This is a genomic window from Sphingobacterium sp. UBA5670 (assembly GCF_002420705.1).
Classification (GTDB): domain Bacteria; phylum Bacteroidota; class Bacteroidia; order Sphingobacteriales; family Sphingobacteriaceae; genus Sphingobacterium.
In genome coordinates, this window is sequence record NZ_DIIM01000010.1 from 1 (window position 1) to 19,239 (window position 19,239).

At 42.4% G+C, this 19,239-nt stretch carries 17 protein-coding genes; 7 read left to right on the forward strand and 10 right to left on the reverse strand.

Features of this window, described 5'->3' with window-relative positions; all coding sequences use genetic code 11:
• Positions 1 to 342, forward strand: a 342-nt coding sequence (locus B3C94_RS09000) for a hypothetical protein (protein WP_293902295.1), incomplete at its 5' end; no start/stop codon positions are given.
• Positions 339 to 776 carry a DUF5958 family protein gene (locus B3C94_RS09005; RefSeq protein WP_293902297.1) on the forward strand — a complete coding sequence of 146 codons (438 nt, stop codon included), beginning with the start codon at positions 339 to 341 and terminating at the stop codon, positions 774 to 776. The genes B3C94_RS09000 and B3C94_RS09005, both read left to right, overlap by 4 nt.
• Positions 777 to 1,171: 395 nt before the next feature.
• Here B3C94_RS09005 and B3C94_RS09010 read toward each other — a convergent pair whose 3' ends face one another.
• The 9 genes from B3C94_RS09010 to B3C94_RS09050 form a co-directional block, all read right to left on the reverse strand.
• Complete coding sequence (locus B3C94_RS09010) at positions 1,172 to 2,206, reverse strand: leucine-rich repeat domain-containing protein (RefSeq protein WP_293902299.1); 1,035 nt, start codon at positions 2,204 to 2,206, stop codon at positions 1,172 to 1,174.
• 245 nt (positions 2,207 to 2,451) lie between these two features.
• The gene (locus B3C94_RS09015; protein ID WP_293902301.1) at positions 2,452 to 3,849 is read right to left on the reverse strand and encodes an alpha-L-fucosidase; all 1,398 of its coding nucleotides are present in this window, start codon (positions 3,847 to 3,849) and stop codon (positions 2,452 to 2,454) included.
• Between the two features lie 17 nt (positions 3,850 to 3,866).
• Positions 3,867 to 5,315 (reverse strand): hypothetical protein, encoded by a 1,449-nt coding sequence (locus B3C94_RS09020; protein ID WP_293902303.1) that lies wholly within the window; start codon positions 5,313 to 5,315, stop codon positions 3,867 to 3,869.
• A 156-nt stretch (positions 5,316 to 5,471) separates the two neighbouring features.
• Positions 5,472 to 6,503, reverse strand: a complete 1,032-nt coding sequence (locus B3C94_RS09025) for a LacI family DNA-binding transcriptional regulator (protein WP_293902305.1) — start codon at positions 6,501 to 6,503, stop codon at positions 5,472 to 5,474.
• Positions 6,504 to 6,737: 234 nt separating this feature from the next.
• The gene (locus tag B3C94_RS09030; RefSeq protein WP_293902307.1) at positions 6,738 to 7,091 is read right to left on the reverse strand and encodes an Ig-like domain-containing protein; all 354 of its coding nucleotides are present in this window, start codon (positions 7,089 to 7,091) and stop codon (positions 6,738 to 6,740) included.
• A gap of 162 nt (positions 7,092 to 7,253) precedes the next feature.
• Positions 7,254 to 9,209 (reverse strand): RagB/SusD family nutrient uptake outer membrane protein, encoded by a 1,956-nt coding sequence (locus B3C94_RS09035; protein WP_293902309.1) that lies wholly within the window; start codon positions 9,207 to 9,209, stop codon positions 7,254 to 7,256.
• 11 nt (positions 9,210 to 9,220) lie between these two features.
• Positions 9,221 to 12,748, reverse strand: coding sequence for a SusC/RagA family TonB-linked outer membrane protein (locus tag B3C94_RS09040; RefSeq protein ID WP_293902311.1), 3,528 nt, complete (start codon positions 12,746 to 12,748; stop codon positions 9,221 to 9,223).
• A 153-nt stretch (positions 12,749 to 12,901) separates the two neighbouring features.
• Complete coding sequence (locus B3C94_RS09045) at positions 12,902 to 14,095, reverse strand: FecR domain-containing protein (RefSeq protein WP_293902313.1); 1,194 nt, start codon at positions 14,093 to 14,095, stop codon at positions 12,902 to 12,904.
• An 81-nt stretch (positions 14,096 to 14,176) separates the two neighbouring features.
• Positions 14,177 to 14,725: an RNA polymerase sigma-70 factor gene (locus tag B3C94_RS09050; RefSeq protein ID WP_293902315.1), complete on the reverse strand. Its 549-nt coding sequence runs from the start codon at positions 14,723 to 14,725 to the stop codon at positions 14,177 to 14,179.
• A 519-nt stretch (positions 14,726 to 15,244) separates the two neighbouring features.
• On the opposite strand from B3C94_RS09050, the gene B3C94_RS09055 reads away from it, so the two are divergent.
• Positions 15,245 to 15,781, forward strand: a complete 537-nt coding sequence (locus B3C94_RS09055) for a hypothetical protein (protein ID WP_293902317.1) — start codon at positions 15,245 to 15,247, stop codon at positions 15,779 to 15,781.
• A gap of 3 nt (positions 15,782 to 15,784) precedes the next feature.
• Entirely contained in the window at positions 15,785 to 16,609 is an 825-nt protein-coding gene (locus B3C94_RS09060; protein ID WP_293902320.1) for a hypothetical protein, read from the forward strand.
• Between the two features lie 6 nt (positions 16,610 to 16,615).
• Here the strand turns inward: B3C94_RS09060 and B3C94_RS09065 are convergent, their stop codons facing one another.
• A complete protein-coding gene (locus tag B3C94_RS09065; RefSeq protein ID WP_293902323.1) occupies positions 16,616 to 17,617 on the reverse strand; it encodes an energy transducer TonB in 1,002 nt (333 codons plus the stop codon).
• A gap of 105 nt (positions 17,618 to 17,722) precedes the next feature.
• Between B3C94_RS09065 and B3C94_RS09070 the strand changes: the two genes are divergently transcribed.
• The 3 genes from B3C94_RS09070 to B3C94_RS09080 all read left to right on the forward strand — a co-directional run bounded on the left by B3C94_RS09070 (position 17,723) and on the right by B3C94_RS09080 (position 19,227).
• A complete protein-coding gene (locus B3C94_RS09070; RefSeq protein ID WP_293902326.1) occupies positions 17,723 to 18,112 on the forward strand; it encodes a DoxX family protein in 390 nt (129 codons plus the stop codon).
• Positions 18,113 to 18,322: 210 nt separating this feature from the next.
• Positions 18,323 to 18,574, forward strand: a complete 252-nt coding sequence (locus tag B3C94_RS09075) for a hypothetical protein (RefSeq protein WP_293902329.1) — start codon at positions 18,323 to 18,325, stop codon at positions 18,572 to 18,574.
• A 56-nt stretch (positions 18,575 to 18,630) separates the two neighbouring features.
• Positions 18,631 to 19,227: a hypothetical protein gene (locus B3C94_RS09080; protein ID WP_293902332.1), complete on the forward strand. Its 597-nt coding sequence runs from the start codon at positions 18,631 to 18,633 to the stop codon at positions 19,225 to 19,227.
• Positions 19,228 to 19,239 lie beyond the last annotated feature (12 nt).

Here is a 19,239-nt window from a genome sequence, read left to right on the forward strand (position 1 = left end):
GAAAAATGGGGTACTTACAATCAAGTTATCGATGTAGATAATGATAACCTTGATGTCAACATTATTTTGGAGAATGATAAGGTTTATTTTGGAACATTGTTTACGTTGACTAATATTGATAAACTGATGGAGAAAAATCGTGAAATCTATTTTTGGTCTACAGATATGCTTATTGTAAAAGAGCTCTCTTATCAGGGGATTCATGCAGCTCTCCAAACTGTATTAAATGAGGGCTATTTTAATTCAGTTTTCAGTAAAATAGGTGTGGTCAAGGATATTTATTCGCATTGGGAGTGGAAAGATTTTTCGGATGTAGTATCGGAGATAAATGTGCAAATATGAAATTAGAAGACCAAATTTTAGTCAATCGGTTTGGCCAAGGTTTGATTGCAATTGATCAATTAACAACAGGTTTTAGATTACTTGAATTGATGACGAAAAAGAAATTTCTAAACGAACTTCTTTTTCTAATTATGCAGTCTAAACCGGAAGAAGGAGATATTGAATCCGCCATTATAAAAAGTGATTTAAAGTCCACTTTTACCCCCTGCGTTCTGCTTAAAAGAGGAGTTGCAAACCATAATTTGAAAAAAATTATAAATCTGCCCGAATATGAGTTAACAAAAGCATTTGTGCTGCTTTTAAGTTTATTTAAGATAGCTTATGAGAGAAGATTTAATGATGAAAAAGACAATCCAAACAAATGGTGGTACTGGGATTTGTCTGATCATGAAAAGCTTGAGAAGATAATAGAATCTGAAGGAAGAGGGCTATGAAGTTGAGTTCGAATAAATCAGCCGAGGGTTATATGAAGGTACCTATGGGAAATTAGAAATCAATCTTTCAAAACGCACTTTCTCCGAATTAATAATGTCTGTTGACTTTTTATTTTTAAAATTCAAGGCGAAAATAATGTCAGACTGACATTGCTATTAAATTAAACGGTTTTAATATGAATTTTGAAGAAATAAATAGAATTTTGTTTTTTACATTAAATGATATTTGCCCAATTGCGACAAGTAGGATATCAATGATGTCGACGGAGGATCGGTATGCGGTATACCCAATTAAAGATAAATTTCATGCGCAATAATTGTATCGTATGTAATTTAGAATGAATAATTTAGAATGTAAGCCCAAAAATTATCTTTTGGGCTAACTTTAAAAATGTTTAATCATTCATTTCATCGTAATAGACATCCGTCTTACTCAGGATCTGCTGTACCTGTTCGTACTGTTTTTTGCTAAGCCCTGTATCGTTCAAAAAGAAGAGACCGCTCCATTTTATTTTTTTGACAGAAGCCAAAAAGGGTTCCCATTGCAGGGGATTATTTGTAAATGGTACAAACACCAGTTTGGGATTATTGTACAAGGCTGCAGGGAAGCTCGTAAATTGATTGAACGAAAAATTGGCCTTTTCTAGATTTTTTAATGCAGCAATAGATTTCGGAAGCGTCGATAGCCCTGCATGCTCTACCCCGAGTTCCTTCAGCTCCGGTAAACGATCAAATTGATCAGGCAGATCTGTCAGCTTGGTCTCTCCTTTGTAATTGCCCGAAAGGTATAGGAAGGACAGCTTGTTCAAACTAAAGATTTCTTTGGGAAAAGTACGGAACAGATTGCCATTCAGTCCAAGCTGCTTTAGATTTTTGAGTTGTGCAAAGGATGCAGGCAGACTCGTCAAGGGATTATTGCAATCGAATTCTTCCAGCGCTGTCAAATTGGAAATACTTGCGGGAAGTACACTGAGATTATTTCTGCTTAACGTGATCTTTTTAAGTTTAGGATGGATGGTCTTGATCTCCGGAAATGTGTCGATGCCCAAATTGCTGATTTCCAGTGACTCCATTTGATTGCCTTCGTCCATAATCTTTTGTAGGATTTCGCTGCTGAGTTTCTTTCCGGAGATGGAAGAACCCAGGAATAAGGTTTTCACTTGAGCTAGGTCTGTACTTACTAATTCCTCCAGTTTCTCCAGATTCAGTTCTTGCCCATCTGTCTTTTTGATGCGCACCTGATCTGTAGCCCGCATGGGCATGGATATCATAACAGGCATGCTTTCCGAAGTACCCGCCTGTTCGATCACTTTTGGTGGCTCGGGGATGGGTTTCACCACTGGTGGTGGGCCCTGTTTCTTCTTTTTCTTCTGCGCCGAAACAGTTAACGTGAGTAAGGATAGACTGAATACGATAATATATTTTTTCATGTGTGTGCTTTGTCTTTTGTCGTTGAAGCAAATATGCACATTTTAAGACGAGTCTTTTCTATGGATTTATATCTGATCGTTTTGGCTTACGATTCGTTGCTGCTTGAACAATATTAATTTTAAAATACGGTCCGACAGAAGTATAAATGTAGAAAGAGCTGGTGGATTTTAAGGGCTCCCCGACAATTTAATGATCAGGGAGCTTCTTGTTAAAGGAAGTAAGAGGTTTTGTGAAATAGGCTGGGCTATTTTGCTTCAATCTTATACACGAAAATCGGTATTTCCTGACCCTCGGCAGTGGGTAAAGACAGCTGTAAAGCGTCTTTTTCCTGTGTCCATTTGACCTTTGAAGTGCTGCCAAGCAAGCTCAGGCTCTTGATCTCAAAACTGCTTTTTGAAAGCTCTGGAATGTCTATTGTAGCCGTTGTCGGACTCCGTACAAAGAGATAAATGGCCTTGCCTTTCTGTGTAAAGCAATAGTCTGACACGATTTCTTTGGACGTCGCATCATTCACAGCATCTTTCATGCCCACATTCTCCTTTTCGGCTATCTTTTTGTCGGCCTGTACGGCTTGCGCGGTTTGTTTGCCACTGCTCCAGACCCTGGTGCCGTAAATCGCCTCACCGTTGGTCTTCATCCAGCTTCCTATGGCTCGAAGATTTTCCTGACTTTCAACCGGCCAGGTGCCGTCGCCTTTGGGACCGACATTGAGCAGCAGGTTGCCGCCCTTGCTTACCACCTCAATCAGGTTGCGGACCAACAGCTCGGGGCTTTTCCATTTTGTATCATGCCTGTTGTAACCCCAGTTTTCGCTCATCGTGATGCAGGCTTCCCAGTTCTTCCGTGCAGTCGATACCAGCGACTGCTCGACAACAGCATAATCGCCAAGTCCATTGCCTATCCGGCTGTTGATGATACAGTGGGGCTGGATGGAATGGATCAGATCTTTGATCTCCTCGCTCTGCTTTTTAGTAATGAGCTCGGGGGTGTCAAACCAGATAATGCCGATGGGGCCGTATTGCGTCAGCAATTCGCGCAGCTGCGGTTTAACTTTGTTTTCGACGTATTTGTTGAGGTCTTTGGCATCTTCGTCGGGATAATCCCAGGTATTGCTGCGCCCAGCTTTGACAGGCCAGTTGGTGGGCACATCGGGGTTTTCCCAGTCGCGGCCAAGGGAATAGTAGAAGCAGAGCTTGAGACCGTATTTCTTGCAGGTCACCACGAGTTCCTTCATCGGATCTCTTCCCCAAGGCGTACGCTTGACGATGTTATAGTCGCTGACAGCCGAATTGTACATCGCAAAACCATCGTGGTGCTTGGCCGTAATCACCAGGTATTTCATGCCGGCATCGTGGGCCATCTGCGCCCAGCGGTCAGCATCAAAGCCCGTTGGATTAAATTGATCGGCGATCTTTGCATAGGTCTTGACGGGAATCCGTTCGTACAACATAAAATGCTCGCCTCCTTTGGTGGGATGACCGTTCCAGTCGCCCGCGGTCTGGGAATAGAGCCCCCAGTGCAGAAACAAACCGAATCTTCCGTCGGTAAACCAAGGAGCGGGCTGGCTGTATAATTTCAATCCTGACAAAGCAAAGAACAGAACCAACCATGCTCTTGCGTTTCTTATTAGTAATTTATTCATCGTATTTTCCGGATTTCCTAACGACTTTGTACTTTCATGGATGAAACCTTATCGTTAAAAGTCGAGAGATAGGAAGAAGAAGATGTGACAACAAGACTATCGCCTGTAAAATTATTGCCGTTGTATAACGTTACTTTAACATTGGCACCAACTTTAATGGAAGAGACGCTATTGTCTGTCACGCCTTTAGCCAATAGATCTGCGGTGGTATATTGCCCTATGCCAAAGCTGCCTTTCACGCCGGCATAGGATGCATTAGAATAGGTATATACCGAGTCTTGATTGGTCGTCATGAGATCGTTGACATAGTTGAATTCGTAAACATTAGAAGTGGTGTAGCCATTTTGCAATAATAATTTTACCTTAAGCTCATAAGGTGTATTGCCTTTGTAGTAGAGTTCATTGAGATCAATAGTACCCTGGATGTTGCCGGAGGAAACCGGTGCAAATTTCCAGGTAACTGCATTGTAATCTTTGTTGGCTCCTGTACCTTCGTTGTTCACATTGGGGTCCATATAGACCAGTATCTCGCTCACAGGTAAATTTGACGTATAATTTCCTGTGATAAAGATTTTTTGCTGACTGTTATCAATGGTAAATTGAGGCTGTATCGAATAAGTAGGTGCCTGATAAGGAGTAGCTGTCGCCGCCGCAGGCTGAAAAACTTCATTTCTATTGAGAATTGCTGCATCGGAACCCGTTAGAAAAGTAGGCTGTCCCTTGCTAAAACTTACATTACCGCTTCCCATTAAAGATGTCCCCAAGGTAGGTTCTTCGCTGACATACTTCGCGCGGTTATGGGGTAGATTTAACCCGTGTCCCAATTCATGCAGCATACCGCCAAGGTAGTTTGAGCTTGGATTTGGAATCCCATTGACAGACATGGAGGAGTTATCTACAGCAAAGCAGTATTTTCCATAGCCATAGAAGGGTTGACTGTTATCGCCATCTGTTCTTGCTGGCAAAAGGACTAAATAGTGATTGTTGGATGAAAACTGGCTTGGGTGGGCTGCTCTGTAGGTGTTGATCTCATTTATAATTTTACCAGCTGATATGGCTGAGCTGTAGGGGTAGTCTGCTTGAGCTCCCGCCGCCGGGATTTCAATGATGTTAACCAGACCGGTAGAATCTTTTGCCAGACCCAAATAGCTATTGTAACCATAACGTGCCATCTCAGTATGCATCCAGTCCTGGAAATGGACAAATAATTGAGATAACCGTGTTTTGTAGCCGGGTAAGGCAGGATTGTCTGTGGGGACAAACATGACGATATTGAGATTTACTGGATTAGTTACAAATGTAAGATTGGAAAGGGAGGTATCTATAACGCCGTTCGATGACGCTTTCAACCGTTGGGTTTCTGGCGTGTTTTGTTCTACCAATGGCTTTGAACAGGCGAAAAAAAGTGACAGGACTATGCTGGACAATGCAATTGCCGGCATCCATCTTTTGGTTTGTTTTTTCATAATTTTTGAATTAAATAATCTATAATTGTTCATGTGTATTGGTTAATGAGACGAGCCAAAACACCTGTCTATAATAAGGTTTATGTTTTGATTTACATGGCTTTGTATGTAAGTCAAACGTTTGCGTAACTTGCGAAAACGTTTCAGTTAATCTAGTTATTCAGAAGATCTGCGTGTCAGAATAGAAGCTTGTAATTCAATGGTTGGGTATTGTTTCGTAATCTTATGATCGGAACTGTCTAAAATTTTACTGAGAATAGCAAACGCCTGAGACCCGATTTCACGTGAAGGCTGTACAATGCTTGATAATGACGGCTGAAAAATATTAGTGTATTGAAAATTGGCAAAACCAATAAGGGCTATACGGTCTGGTACCGCAATGCCGACTGTATGTAATGCCTCCAGTGTTAAATAGGTGAGTTGGTCTGAGGCGGTGAAAATTGCGTCAGGCAGGGTACTTGAATAAACGAGATCGGTAAGGTGTTTTTTTAATTGGTCCAGCACATCTATTCTCTTCTGACTGGTTTCTATCGACAGGAGATCATCCGAATTAAATGCGATGTCATAATCCCGGAGACATTGAATATAACCACGCTGGCGCTCTAGTGATGTACCCCGCGACTGGTTGGAAATAAATAGAATTTTCTTTCTGCCCTGATTGATTAACTGGGAAATCCCTTGGTAAACAACTTTAAAATTATCTATTCCTATTTTGTAAGTGTTTATTTCGTAATTGGTCCGGTCAATAAGAACAATAGGTATACCCTCACCAATTAATCGTTCGAGAAACTTTAACGATGTATTATTTCCCGTTGCTGCAATGACGACCGCGTCGGCTCCCTTTTGATATAACATTTCTAAATGTTTTAATTCGAGTTGGGGATCGTCTGCGCTCTGCATAATGATTAGGTTATAAGTCGTTTCTGACAGCTCTCTTTCAATACCTTCGAGAATCTGTGAGAAAAATGGGTTGCCGATCGAAGGAACAATCATACCAATAATATTCGTTCGCCCCTTACGCAGGAGTTTAGCGTATTGATTCGATCGATAGCCATGCTCATCCGCAAATTTTTGAATTTCAACTTTCCTTACCGTACTGATTTCGTGACTATTTGAGAGCGCTTTGGATATGGTGCCCACAGAGTATCCTAAAGCCTTGGCAATATCTTTTATCGTTATTCTTTTCATGTTTGGAAATACTTTTTAGCGAAGTCCGAATGGAGAAACTTCAGGTGAATATTCTTGATCGCTTTGATTTCTGGTGCTGACTATTGGTTGCCTGTTTAACGTTTTTAGCGGTCACATGCCTTGGTCTATAAAAGAAGACTACCAGGCGGGTTTGCCTGATAGTCTAAACTAAACACTAAATTAACAAATGGTCATCTCTTACCATTATTTTTTGAGCATCGTAAATGCCGACTGTTAGTTGGTTACATTGACAATATACCATACATTCAGTTCGCCAGAACGGATAGTAACGGTATCCTTGCCGACGGTTAAACCTGTAACTAGGCCGGTACTGCTATAGGTTGCAATTTCGGGATGTTTGTTGCTATAGGTCGCTTCAGTGACGGTACGGTTTCCGGGATTGACCGCTAGATTGATCTGTAGCGGTGTTCCGATTTTAACAGGAATCTGCATGAAGCCGCCAGAATTTGCAGCTTCCCTAACGGTCAGATTGTCTTTGATGGGACCGAGTTCTTTTTTGCAGGCACTCATGCCTATAATTAGCCCCAAACAGCTTATCAACAGGTATATATTTGATCTAATTTTCATCTGTAAAAATTTGTTTTCAATTGTGATGAAGCTATCAGATTTATTCTTTCCCCAGTGCGGTTATTCATTTATAATTTGTTTTTGAGTTGTATTTATGAACTCGTTTCACTCGGGTTGAATAAATCATGATGGTTTCATGATGTTATTTCTTATGTATTCGGATTATTTTGCACCCAACCATCCTTGATTCTGAACCAGCTGATTACCGTCCAATGTGAGATCATATAAAGGTAAGGGCCAATAATAGCGGTAGTCTGCCCATAAGGCGACACCATTTGTAATGTTGGCACTCCTTGGATAAGCAATGATAAATCCATTATTATCCAAAAAGATGTCTTTATTGACTTCTTCTTTTAGGGCGATAATCGGTTTGGCGGTATGAGTACCATCGTACAATTTTCCTTTTTCAGCTGTAAATTTCATGCCGCGTAAGGGAACTGTCATCAGATTGCCGGCTTTCCAGCGCATCAAATCTTCGTAACGACGGTCTTCCAATACCATTTCGATACGGCGTTCGCGTCTGATTTCACGGATGATGGGGCTAACGGCATAGTCAAGCTTGGTGGCATAGATCTCATCGAGTCTTGGATCAGCAGGAAGGTTGCCAAGCTCGAGCCTGCTGCTTGGGTATTTTGCAAAGTCGAATCCTGCACGTTGGCGTAACAGATTGATCGTCCGATCCAGGTCATTTTGTGTCAGGGTACCTAAAATGGCTTTTGCTTCTGCCAGCATGAGCAGCACCTCGCCGTAGCGGAATTCGATCGCCGTCTGCTGTCCGTTCGTTGTTGCTTCGTTTTCGGTCCGGTCACCCATCCAATGCTTAATGGGTAGATAACCCGTAACAGTTGTACCGCCGCTCACATTATACGATAATCGAGGATAGGTGATGCCATTTTTCTCCAGACTGGTTGTACCGTCAGTCCTGTTGAATAATGACCTGTTTTCCCCCGGATAATTGATGGTCTGTTTCAGACGTGGATCGCGGTTCTCTAACTCGGACCATAGACCATCATAGCCTTTGAAAAGTGGGTTGGCAGTATAGTTTCCTGCAGATCCTGACGTATAGATCGGCTTACCGTCAATACATAAGTATTCGTCGATGAGGCCCCTTGTGGCTCCACCAGCCGGACGTCCGCCGGAAATACTGTTGTTCTGATCCCAATAACGCTGGGTCGCATGACCAACTACCGTACCATCATAAACGCGTGCGAGGATGGCCTCTTTATTGCCGTCGGAGTTTGGATCTTTCTTAAAAGTAAATAGTTTCCAGTAAGGTGTTTCACCGCTGGCATACAATTGATATCTGCCAGATGCGATGATTTTTTCACAGGCATCTACTGAAGCCTCCAGGAAGGACTTTGCTGTACTCTGTAACGATAATTCGTTGTGATAGGTCCGGAAAGAGCCTTCAAACAGGCCTATTCTTGCTTTTAAAAATAAGGCCATGTCCTGATTGATGCGTCCATCAGGGCGGCCGGTAACACCCTCTAGTGCTGCGATGGCCAGATTGATAGTCTTCATCAGCGAGTCGGCAACTACTGTCCGTTTGTCGCGCGGTTTGTACAGTTCCTTGCTATCGATGTTGAGGTCACTTGAAAGCCAGGGCACATCGCCAAAAAGCATCAGCTTGCGGTAATAATCCATGGATTTGAAGAAGTAGGCTTCCCCGATATATTTGTTCAGTCGGGTAACATCATTATTCACGGCCGGCAATGCATTTATGTAATTCCTGATGAAATAATTGACCGAGCGCAGGTTTTCCCATGTCCAGTCAACTGAAGTTCCCCCATTTGGTGGGACAAATGTATTGTCCATTATGCTTCCGATGTTGCCATAGCGGACCATATTGTCAGTCATAAAGTCGGAAGCCAGCAAATGGCTTCCGCCGACAACATTGGGGTTGACTTTGGCATCAGCCCAGTCAGAACCATGCCCCAGAATATAACGGCTATAAAGGTTATTCAGGTATAATGTCAACTCGGTTTCGGTATGTAAGGAGTTATCGTCCGATAGTTCAGTTTCGGGACTTAACTGTAAAAATTTATCGTTACAGGACTGCGTCAGTAATAGGGAGGACGCTGCAGCAATGCCGATTAATCTTAATATATTTTTTTTCATAATAGTAATGGTTAGAATACAATTTGGGCTCCGAAAGCAATAGATCTTTTTTGTGGATAGTCGGCAGATATCTGATCGACATCAAAAATTGTTGGTATTTTTGTAATTTCAAAGATGTTGTAACCGGCAAGCGTGAAACGCAGTCGTTCGACACCAAATCGTTTGGTCAGTTCATTGGGTAAAGTATAACCCAATACGGCCTGTTTAAGTCTCAGATAAGCACCATTGATCAGGTATCTGTCCTGTACGTTGACTGAGGAGCCATACATCGGAAATTCAGCATCTGTACGGTCGGGAGTCCAGGACCTTTCGTACATCCATTTTGAACCTGCTCCACCGCCCCAATAAGACGATAAGCCCGTCCAGATATCACGTTTCAGCACACCTTGGAACAAGAAATCAAGATCGAAATGTTTATATTGCACGTTTCCCGTGATACCAAATCGATACCGTGGTGTAGAATTTCCGATGACAACACGGTCGCCCGGATTCGCCAGTGTATTCAAACCTGCATTGATAATACCATCAGGTATCCCCTCGGGGCCGCCGAGATCCTGATACCAGATATATCCCGGATAGAGGGTGCCTTGATAAGCTCCATTGTAGATCCAGTTACCATTGCTTTCGTTTCGTCCGGCAAAATCACTTTCCTGCAGTATACCACCCGTTCGGTAGCCCCATATTTCGCCAATCGTTTTACCATCATACATGACCTCCCTATTGGATTGATTGACAATCATCATACTAGGGTTACCAGCGTAATGCTGTACTTTGGTCAGGTAGTCGGATAGGTTGAGTCCCACACGGTAGCGGAGATCGGGATTGATAGTTTGTTTCCAAAGGAAAGAAAGCTCAAATCCTTTTGTTTCCAGAATGCCTGAGTTTTCTAGCGGTGCGGCTGTTCCCAATGCAGTCGGAAATGCAGCGCTGCCATCGGTCAGGATATCGGTGGTTTTTCTGTTGTAATATTCAAAAGTTACATCAAGTCTGTTTTTGAGAAATGTACCATCCAAACCGATGTTCCATGTTCGCGCTTTTTCAAAAGTGAGGTAGGGGGACACAAGCCCCGGCGGGTTGATATAGACAATTTGCTGTCCATTGATCAGGTAGGGAGCTTTTCCTGTACCCATTGTTGCCAGATAGGGATAATTGTCTGAAGGCTGATTGCCCAATTTTCCCCAGCTTCCGCGCAGTTTAAGTTCGTTGAGCCAGTTCTTCGTCCCAGCCATAAAATCCTCCTGCGATATCCGCCAGCCGGCCGAGAAAGATGGAAAAGTGACGAACCTATCATTTTTTGTGAATTTGGAGCTGCCATCGTAACGGAGATTGCTTTCAAAGAAATACTTTTCGGCAAAGTTGTAGTTCACCCGGCCGAACACTGCCCGTCCCGAAACCGTATAAGCGGATCGGGATACTGTATGTAAAGAAGGATCCTCGGCAGCGTCAGGGTTCTGTATATCTGGCGAGATCAGTTTCCGGAATGTATTGGTGATCTGATTATATTTTGTCTGTTCCTGATTGTAACCTACCACAGTGGAGAAATTGTGTTTCTCCGCCCAGGTCTTCTTATAATCAGCATAGATGTTGACCAAATATTTATTGGTGTTATTGTTGTCAAAATAAGCCTGATTTTCTGCTGCGTCAGCCTGTTGGGAGGAATATTTCCAGGAATCTATGATTTGGTTGAATTTTGGGCTGTATCTACTCAGACTGTAAGATTGCGGCTGATAGCTAAGATCGGCTTTTAATTTCAGTGCATTTGGGATTAAGGTAAATTCAGGGGAGATCAACAAAGATACCCTTCTGTCCGTGGATTGGTTGTTTGCACCATAACTTAACCAGGCCAGGATGTTGTCGGTATAGGTATTGGGCAATGGATCATTTGGCCCCGTTTGGATAGGCATATTGATGTTTTTGTTTGTCTCACCCATCATGGCTGACCAGATGCTTCCCTTACCGCCGACGATATAAGGATTATTGAAGTTTGTCTGGTCAAAACCTATTTTTCCAAAAACGCTGAACCAGTTATTTACTTTGGCATTGATGTTCATCAACGCATTGTAGCGTTTCAATTTGTCGGTGTTGATTTTATACATGCCCGATTGGTTTTGTAATCCCCCGGAGATATAGTAGTTGATGGACTCGGCACCGCCGCTCAAGTTCAGCGTATGTTTTTGCATCGGAGTCCATTTTTTGACCGCTTCCTCAAAGGGGTTAACGTTAGCCACCCAAATAATGCTGTTTCCTTCCTGATACCAAGCATTTTCAGGCGTAGGATTATCCATGTATTTTTGGATCATCTCTAGCCTTTTTTCGTCCGATGTACTGGGTTTACTGTTTGTCCATAGGGTTCTGTCCATGCCTGATTTCTGGATCTCATAGGCATTGAGGATATCAGGGACTCCAGATGGTGTATCAAAATTGGAATCGAAGTTGTAGCCGATTTTGCCTTTTTGATTGAATTCACCCCGTTTTGTTCGCACCAGGATAACGCCATAGGCTGCTTTGGTACCATAGATGGCTGCCGCAGAGGCGTCTTTGACAAAAGACATGTCCATGATGTCATTGGGGTTGAGCTGATTCAGAGCACCGGTAGAGCTTTCTACTCCATCTATGATAACCAAAGGATCACCATTGACGGATTCGAATACTTTTGTATTGTTATTATAACTCATGGAGGTACCACCACGTAAGTTAAATCCCGGTGTACTGTTTGGCGATCCGTTTCCGAAGGTGATATTCAGATTGGGGACAAGGCCCTGTAAAGCCTGTCCGATATTGGCAACCGGCCGATTCTCAAAAGCTTCTTTACCAACATGGGAAATGGCTCCTGTCAAGTTGACTTTCTTCTGTGTACCGAATCCGACAACAACAACTTCCTCCAATGCGCTGTCATTCTCTTCTAAGGTTATTGTCAAAACACCAGTTGTTGCACTGTTAAACCGCACGGTCTGTGGTTTGAAGGAAAGGTGCGAAATGGTCAACGTACCCTCGGCTTGGACTGTTTGTAGTGAAAAGTTTCCTTTGCTATCGGAAGATGTCCTGCTGTTGCCGCCGTTGATGCTGATCGTTGCGTTTTCAATGGGTTTACCGTCTTTTTTGGAAACCAATTGCCCATTTATCGTATACTGTTGTTGCTTGGGCTGAAGGGAAGTTTTCGGAGCGCTAGGCAAGACGATTATATGATTTTTGTGCATCTCAAACTGTAAGGGGAGCTCATCGGACAATTCTTTGAGCACGCTTTCCAGCTTTTGGTTGGAAACATTGACATTCACCTGTTTGAGGCCATTGAAGAGACTCTCATCATAAAAGAAATGATAACCGGTCTGTTTTTTGATTTCGGTAAAAACCGATTTTAAGTTACCCTTATTGATATGTAAGGTGACCTGCTGTGCTTCGGTCTTACCGTATACACCATAGGTAAATAATAAACCCAGAAATAAGGTTGCTTTCACCTTTTTTGAAATGAGGGGTGCAAAGCTAGGCTGATCCATTCGGTTCCCGAATAGGTAATCTTTGCATTTGATAAAGTAATTCATATTTTCAGTAATAGGGTTGGTTTTTTTGGTTTTTAATTCTAGTACAGATGTTGTTCATTGTGCTGCTTATAGCAGCATTCGTATTTGTCGGTCAGGTAAATATTTACATCATATTGGATCCTCCTTTGGTTTTTAAAAATTGGTTTATCTTCTTTAGTTTTTATTCTTTACGGTGACGGTTTTTCTATCGATTCCAAATTCGACTCCGGCTCCGCGTCTGATCAGTTCCAGAGCTTCGGCCAGACTTACACTGCGGCTAATACTTCCCCCAAACCTTTTTTTGCTGATCTGCCCCTGATAGATAACCTGGATGTCGTACCAGCGTGCTAGCTGTTCCATAATGTCTTGAATCTGATCGTGTTCGAAATAGAAATAGCCATGCTGCCAGGCGGTTTCTTTTTCAATATTTGCCTGGGTAACACGCATGTTGCTGCCATCGAATTCGACTTTCTGTCCGGGTACAATCTGTCTGCTGCTCTGATTTTTATTGGTCAGCTGGATGCTGCCGTTGATTAGGGTCACGTTGGAAGCTGTATTGCTGTAGGCTGTCAGGTTAAAAGCAGTGCCCAGGACTTTGATGTCGCCATGGATGGTGGTGACAATAAAAGGTCTATCTTTTTCATGGGCAACTTCAAAGTACGCTTCACCGCGCAGTTCAACCTGACGGATCGACTTGCCGAAGGCGAGGGGGTAGCTAAGCTCGGAAGCAGAATTGATCCATACTTTGGTGCCGTCGGGCAATACCATGCGATAGAAGCCCGACTCTGGGACGCTCAAGGTGTTTTTTAAGTTGGCAAGTTCTGCATTTCCGCTACTGGGCTTATAATGCAGTTGTCCGCCGCTGACCTGGAGCTGTTCGCCATTTTTTTCATGGAGAGTCGTTTGCTCTTCCGATAAGGCGACAACTTTACCGTTGGATAGGGTAAGGGTGGCTTTTTGTCCACCGGGTAAAACATCATTTTTATAGTGGTATACTTGATCGGGAACGAGTTGTTTGTCCTGATGGGGTATTTGTAAAAACAAGGCTACTCCAACAAAGACCAGTAGGCTGGCCGCTAGCCCTATATAGATGCTGAGTCTCGACATATTATTGCCAAATCGTCGGCGGGCAGGTTTGATGGATTCACGGGATAGGATATTGGCTCTTGCCTGGTCCAGATCCAGTCTATCCCAGAACTGTGCATCGCTGGATCGGACCCCCTGACGGGTATATCGGTCCCAGTGATCGCGCAGGCTGGGATCGTCGTCAAAGATCTTTTGTAGGGCCTGCCTGTCAGCTTGGCTCAGTGTCCCGCTAAAGTGTTTTACTAAGAAATCGACGAGTACAAATTGGTCATCCTTCATCATGTTCAATTGGTGGTATAAATAGAGGAGCCACTGCTGGTGCAAAAGGATGGAAGAGAAATTGAAAAAAAATATAAAATATTGTTATTCAGAAAGTAAAAATAACAAAAGTGTGAGCAGTTGGGCATTGAGACGCGTTCTTAGAAGCTGAATAGCTCTTTTTTTCTGGCTTTTGACCGTATTGATAGAAATGGATAGGGTATTGGCGATTTCATCGTTGGAGAGTTTCTCGAAAACCGCCATGTGTAGTACTTGCCTACAACCATTTGGCAGCTGATTGATGGCTTCCATCAGCTGGTGGATGACTTCAGCCTGTATCATGGCATCCATGATTGTTTGTTCTTCGATCATCTCTTTGTCGAGCTGATCGACGTATCTGTTCCTTGTTTTTTCGCTGCGGAGCTGTTTCAGGCAATTGTTGCGGACGGAGATGAAAAGATAGCTTTTGCGCGCATGTTCCTCTTCAGGCAGGGTATTGCGCCCTTCACAAAGTCCGGCAAAAAAGCTCTGTACAACATCTTCGGCTTGAGCTTCGTCGTGAAGGATATTGTTTGCAAAAAGACAAAGCTGTCGGTAATATTGCTGAAAAAGAGATTCAATATTGTAGGGTAAAGCTATCTGCAAGTTTTTCAACCGGTTTAATCAAGTATTAAGAAATCGACATAACAGGGGCTCAGGGAGCACGGTATAAATATAGGGAAATATGCTTAGGTTTTGGAGGGAGAGCTTGTCATGGTTATTTTATTTCTTCGAAAACGATTGAGTACCGGCTGCTGTTCAGCTGTTGAATTCGATTCGGTCTATAGGGAACACTTAAAATAAAGTGCCGTACCCTATGTCTATCTGAAAAAGCGGTCTTGCTGTCACAGGTGAGGGCCGCTTTTTAGCTATCAAAGCTTTTTTATCGGCATTTGTCTAGTGGCTTACGGAAGTGCTATTGCAGAGCTTTGTTTTTTTTATTAATTTTTTATGTATAGAGTTAAAATCATTGTGGTTATTTGCCTGTATTTTATTAGCTTTATACATTCATTTTTGCTATTTAATTGTTTGCTCGGCCTCCAAATTCGATGTTCTCTTGAATAGAAGAATTGAAACTTTTATCCAATTCTGTAAATTATATCATAAGTTATTGCTAGTTAATTTTCATAGATAATGAATCATTTCAAGTTACAATCTGCTGTATTCATATTTTTGTGCTGGATATTTGTTTACCCTGCAGTAGCGCAGCAGCAGACATTTCCGCAAAAAGAAAATTATTCAAAGCTGCTGGAACGCGCCGCAAAGGAAAATAAGCTGATGTTTTTGGTGGTTCATCAAAGGGATGATCAGTTTGTACCGTTTAGAGGCTCTATTTCAAAAACAGCAGCGGATATGCTCAGTACGCAGTTTGTGTCGGGAATTGTTCAGGTAGATCGGGATGAATTTGACCATCCATTGCAACGGAGTTTCTATTTGAATAAACCGATGTACCTTGTGACCGATAAGGATGGAATTCCTATTTTGCGGGTGGATAGGGCTGTTGATGGGGGAGCTGAGTTGGAAAGACTGCTAGATTCGGTCAATACACTTGCAAAAGCTGAAACTCTCGGTAAGCTCATGGCGCAATATCGAAAAGGGATGCGTCAGCAGTCTCTGTTGAACAAGATACTTCGCTACAACCAGACGTTTGATCAATATACAGATCAGTAGCTATTGAGCGACTATATAGCGCAGCTGACCATAGAACAATTGAATAATTTTGAGACAGTTAAATTTTTATTGAGCTGTGGTCCTGTATATAATAGCAAATCGTATTTACTGGCACGCACCAACAACAAAATGGTGGATAGCCTCTATTCCTCTTTGCCATTACCCGTTCGTAAAAAGATAAACAACAGAATTATCCAGCGGACATTCCGGGAATCGCTTGACCAGAAAAACTTTTCTTTGGCCCAGGAGATTGGTTACTTTGCCTATACGACATGGGCGCCTAATTATTTGCGTGGATCTAATTCGCAGGCTTTTTATCCTTTGGAATATAAGCGACTTATGAAAGATAGTCTATCTTACATCCAGATGGCGCGGAACTATTACGATCAATCATTTTATCGGGTTGATCCTGATTCATTGTCCCGAATAGATTTTGCGCAAGATCGGCAGATCCAGTTCACACGAAACCGTCTTTTATTGGACAGTGCGCAAAACGCAGATTTCAAATCTCTAGTGAGTAAAGGGCGTAAATATTATCAGGATGACCAGGCAACTAATTTAAATTACGGTGCGCAACAGATCCTGGCTTATGAAAAGAATAACCCTGAAGTTATATTTGATGCGATCCGTTGGCAAAAGAAAACGATAGATCTCAAACCTGATGTACCCGCATTCCGTTATACGATGGCCTTATTGTTGTATCGGGTTGGCTTTTATGCGCAGGCAGAAGCAGAACAACAAAAAGCGCTGGAACTATCGAAGCCCTATAAGTTGTATCACAAAAAAATGCAGAGTGTATTGAAGCAGATAAAGTCCCGGCATTTATGATCGGGGCTAATTTGGAGCAGGCGCTGTATTTAAACGGATAGGAATTGAATACTGTACGCGCACAGGCATGCCATACTGATAACCCGGAGTCCATTTTTCGGCTTTCTTCAGTACTGCTATACCACTTGCTGCTGTTCCATAGCCGAGGTCATTAATCACTTCAAATTCATTTGCCAGACCATTTTTTTCAATGACAAAACTGATGAGAAGTTGTCCTGATACTTTTGCATTTAAAGCTTCTTTGGGATATTTATAATTCTGGGCAATAAAGATCATGAGGTTTTTTATCCCACCAGGGTATTCCGGTTGGACATTCCGCTGGGTATAATGATGCACATTGCCCATACTATCTGTGCTGGTGCCTTTGCTCAATATGCCTTTTTCGTACCATTCCTCAAACTTATTTTTACCCCTTTTTAGAGTACCCTCCCAATGTCCTTGACGTAAACCATCGATATATTGGCCTTTTTCACTATTTATGCTGTCCTTAAATTCAAACTTGCCGTTTCCATTGACAATCTGTTGGCGGCCTGTTGAATCAGCATAATAGATTAGTCGGCTATGCTGGTCCTGAAAAAGAAATTCGTTGGGGCTGGCTTCAGAACCGGAGAAAAACCTAATTTCTTTTAAAAGACCATTTTCGTAGTATCTTTTTAACGTATCGCTCAGTTTATTGTCTTTATATCCGGCTGATACCGCTAGGTTGCCATTGTTGTGATAACTTTCAATAATGCCTTCCAGATATAATCTTCGTGGGTCAGCTACTTTGGTCCATCCATGTCTTTTTAAATTGCCGTTTGGATAGTATTCGTTTAATTCGTGAAGCCCCAGCTCGTTTGTTGATAACCGGATGATGTTGGTGTAAGCTGCCGAATCTTTGAATGCAGTAAAACCACGATTTTTCTTAATGTAGCTGACGATTGTTTCTTGTGCTTTTGAAGGAATTACAAGGGCTGTAAAAAGGAGGAAAATAATGCATTTATGTATATTTAAGCGATAATAGTGCATAATATGGTTAATTTTATTTAATCAAATATATATTTTTTAGGTGAAATAATCCGCAGCGTTGGACAAACTATTTCGAGTGGAATGATGTACTCTAAGTAAAAGATTATGAATAATTCACCTATGCAGAAGATCGCCCGTTATGGTCTAGGTACCTTTTTGGTGGTGGCGGGAATTGGACATCTAACTTTTGCCCGCAAGGAATTTCAGGCACAGGTGCCGGATTGGGTACCGATCTCCAAAGACAATACGGTCGTATACTCTGGCTTTGTTGAAATTGCTTTGGGTGCTGCTTTGATTTTGGCGCCTGCTCAACAGCGTGCGAAGGTCGGGAAAATTGCTGCGGCTTTTTTTACAGCCGTGTTCCCCGGAAATATTGCGCAATATAAAGACCGCCGAGATGGCTTTGGTTTGGATACCGATGGTAAACGGCTAGCACGCTTGTTTTTTCAGCCAGTATTGGTAGCCTGGGCATTAAAAAGTACGAGTAAAAGATGATCGGTGGAAAACTGGTTGGCAAAGGTCTGCCACAAAATTCCGAAAAAAACAAACGATTTGCTTCATGGATCTGTCCTATAGCTATCCAGATGAAGGATAACTTAGTTAGTAAGGCCCGGTGTTCCATTTTCACCTGGCCTTTTTTGTGTCTGTTTAAATAGTTATATTCGCATACTATATATAGTAACTAACCTATAAAATACAGACCAGATGGAAGAAAAGAAATTGGATGAATTGACCAATGAAGAATTGTTGGTACTCCAAAAAAAATCTAAGCCCAATAAAATAATCAATGCATCGATCATTGGTTTTTGTCTGGGTATCGCAGGCTACAGTATTTTCGTTGCCGGCATAACCTGGCCCACGATTTTTCCCCTAATATTGGCCTTCATTGCCTTTAAATATTTTGGCAAAAATGAAAAAGCGGTGGATGCGGAATTGAAAGCCCGAAATCTCAAATAGAAAAAAGAAAACCATTGCAGTTGCTCTGTTGTTTATTTAAAAAAAAACAGCAGAACATGAGAAGGGAACAAATAGAAGCATGGATAGCTCAAGGCTATAATGTGCTGGATCATCGGAAACCTAAAGTCGTACAGGGTGATATCTGGGCGTATCTCAATCACTGTGATGGCCACGGTACAGATGTGCATGCACTTTCCGAATTGCAGCAATGGTCGGATAAAGAACTTGCGGAAATGGAGCTGAAAAAATATGCCGATCAATATGGACAGATGGGCGAGAAGTTGTTTCTGCGTAATGAAGCAATCCGAAATAAAGAATTTGATAAATATGAGGCATTCCTCCTGCTATTCTTTCCGGACAGTGTCGAAAAAGAGGTAGAGGAAGCCCGGTTTTTGGCCGACCGTGTAAAACGTGTCAGCAAGGAAGAAATGGAGAGATGGGTGCAGGCCAATACGGTGAACGTGCTAATCTCGGATCTGCATTGTCTGGATTATGGTGCCATTATGAGTGGGATGGTCATCCCTTCTGAAGATGTGGTCCGCTACACCGATGATGGGCTCAGCGATACGATTGATTGCCATGTCACACCGATGGAATTTTTCTCCCATACCAATCATGACTATTATTGGATTGACCCAGTCATAAAGGCCTAGTTTAAACTAGGC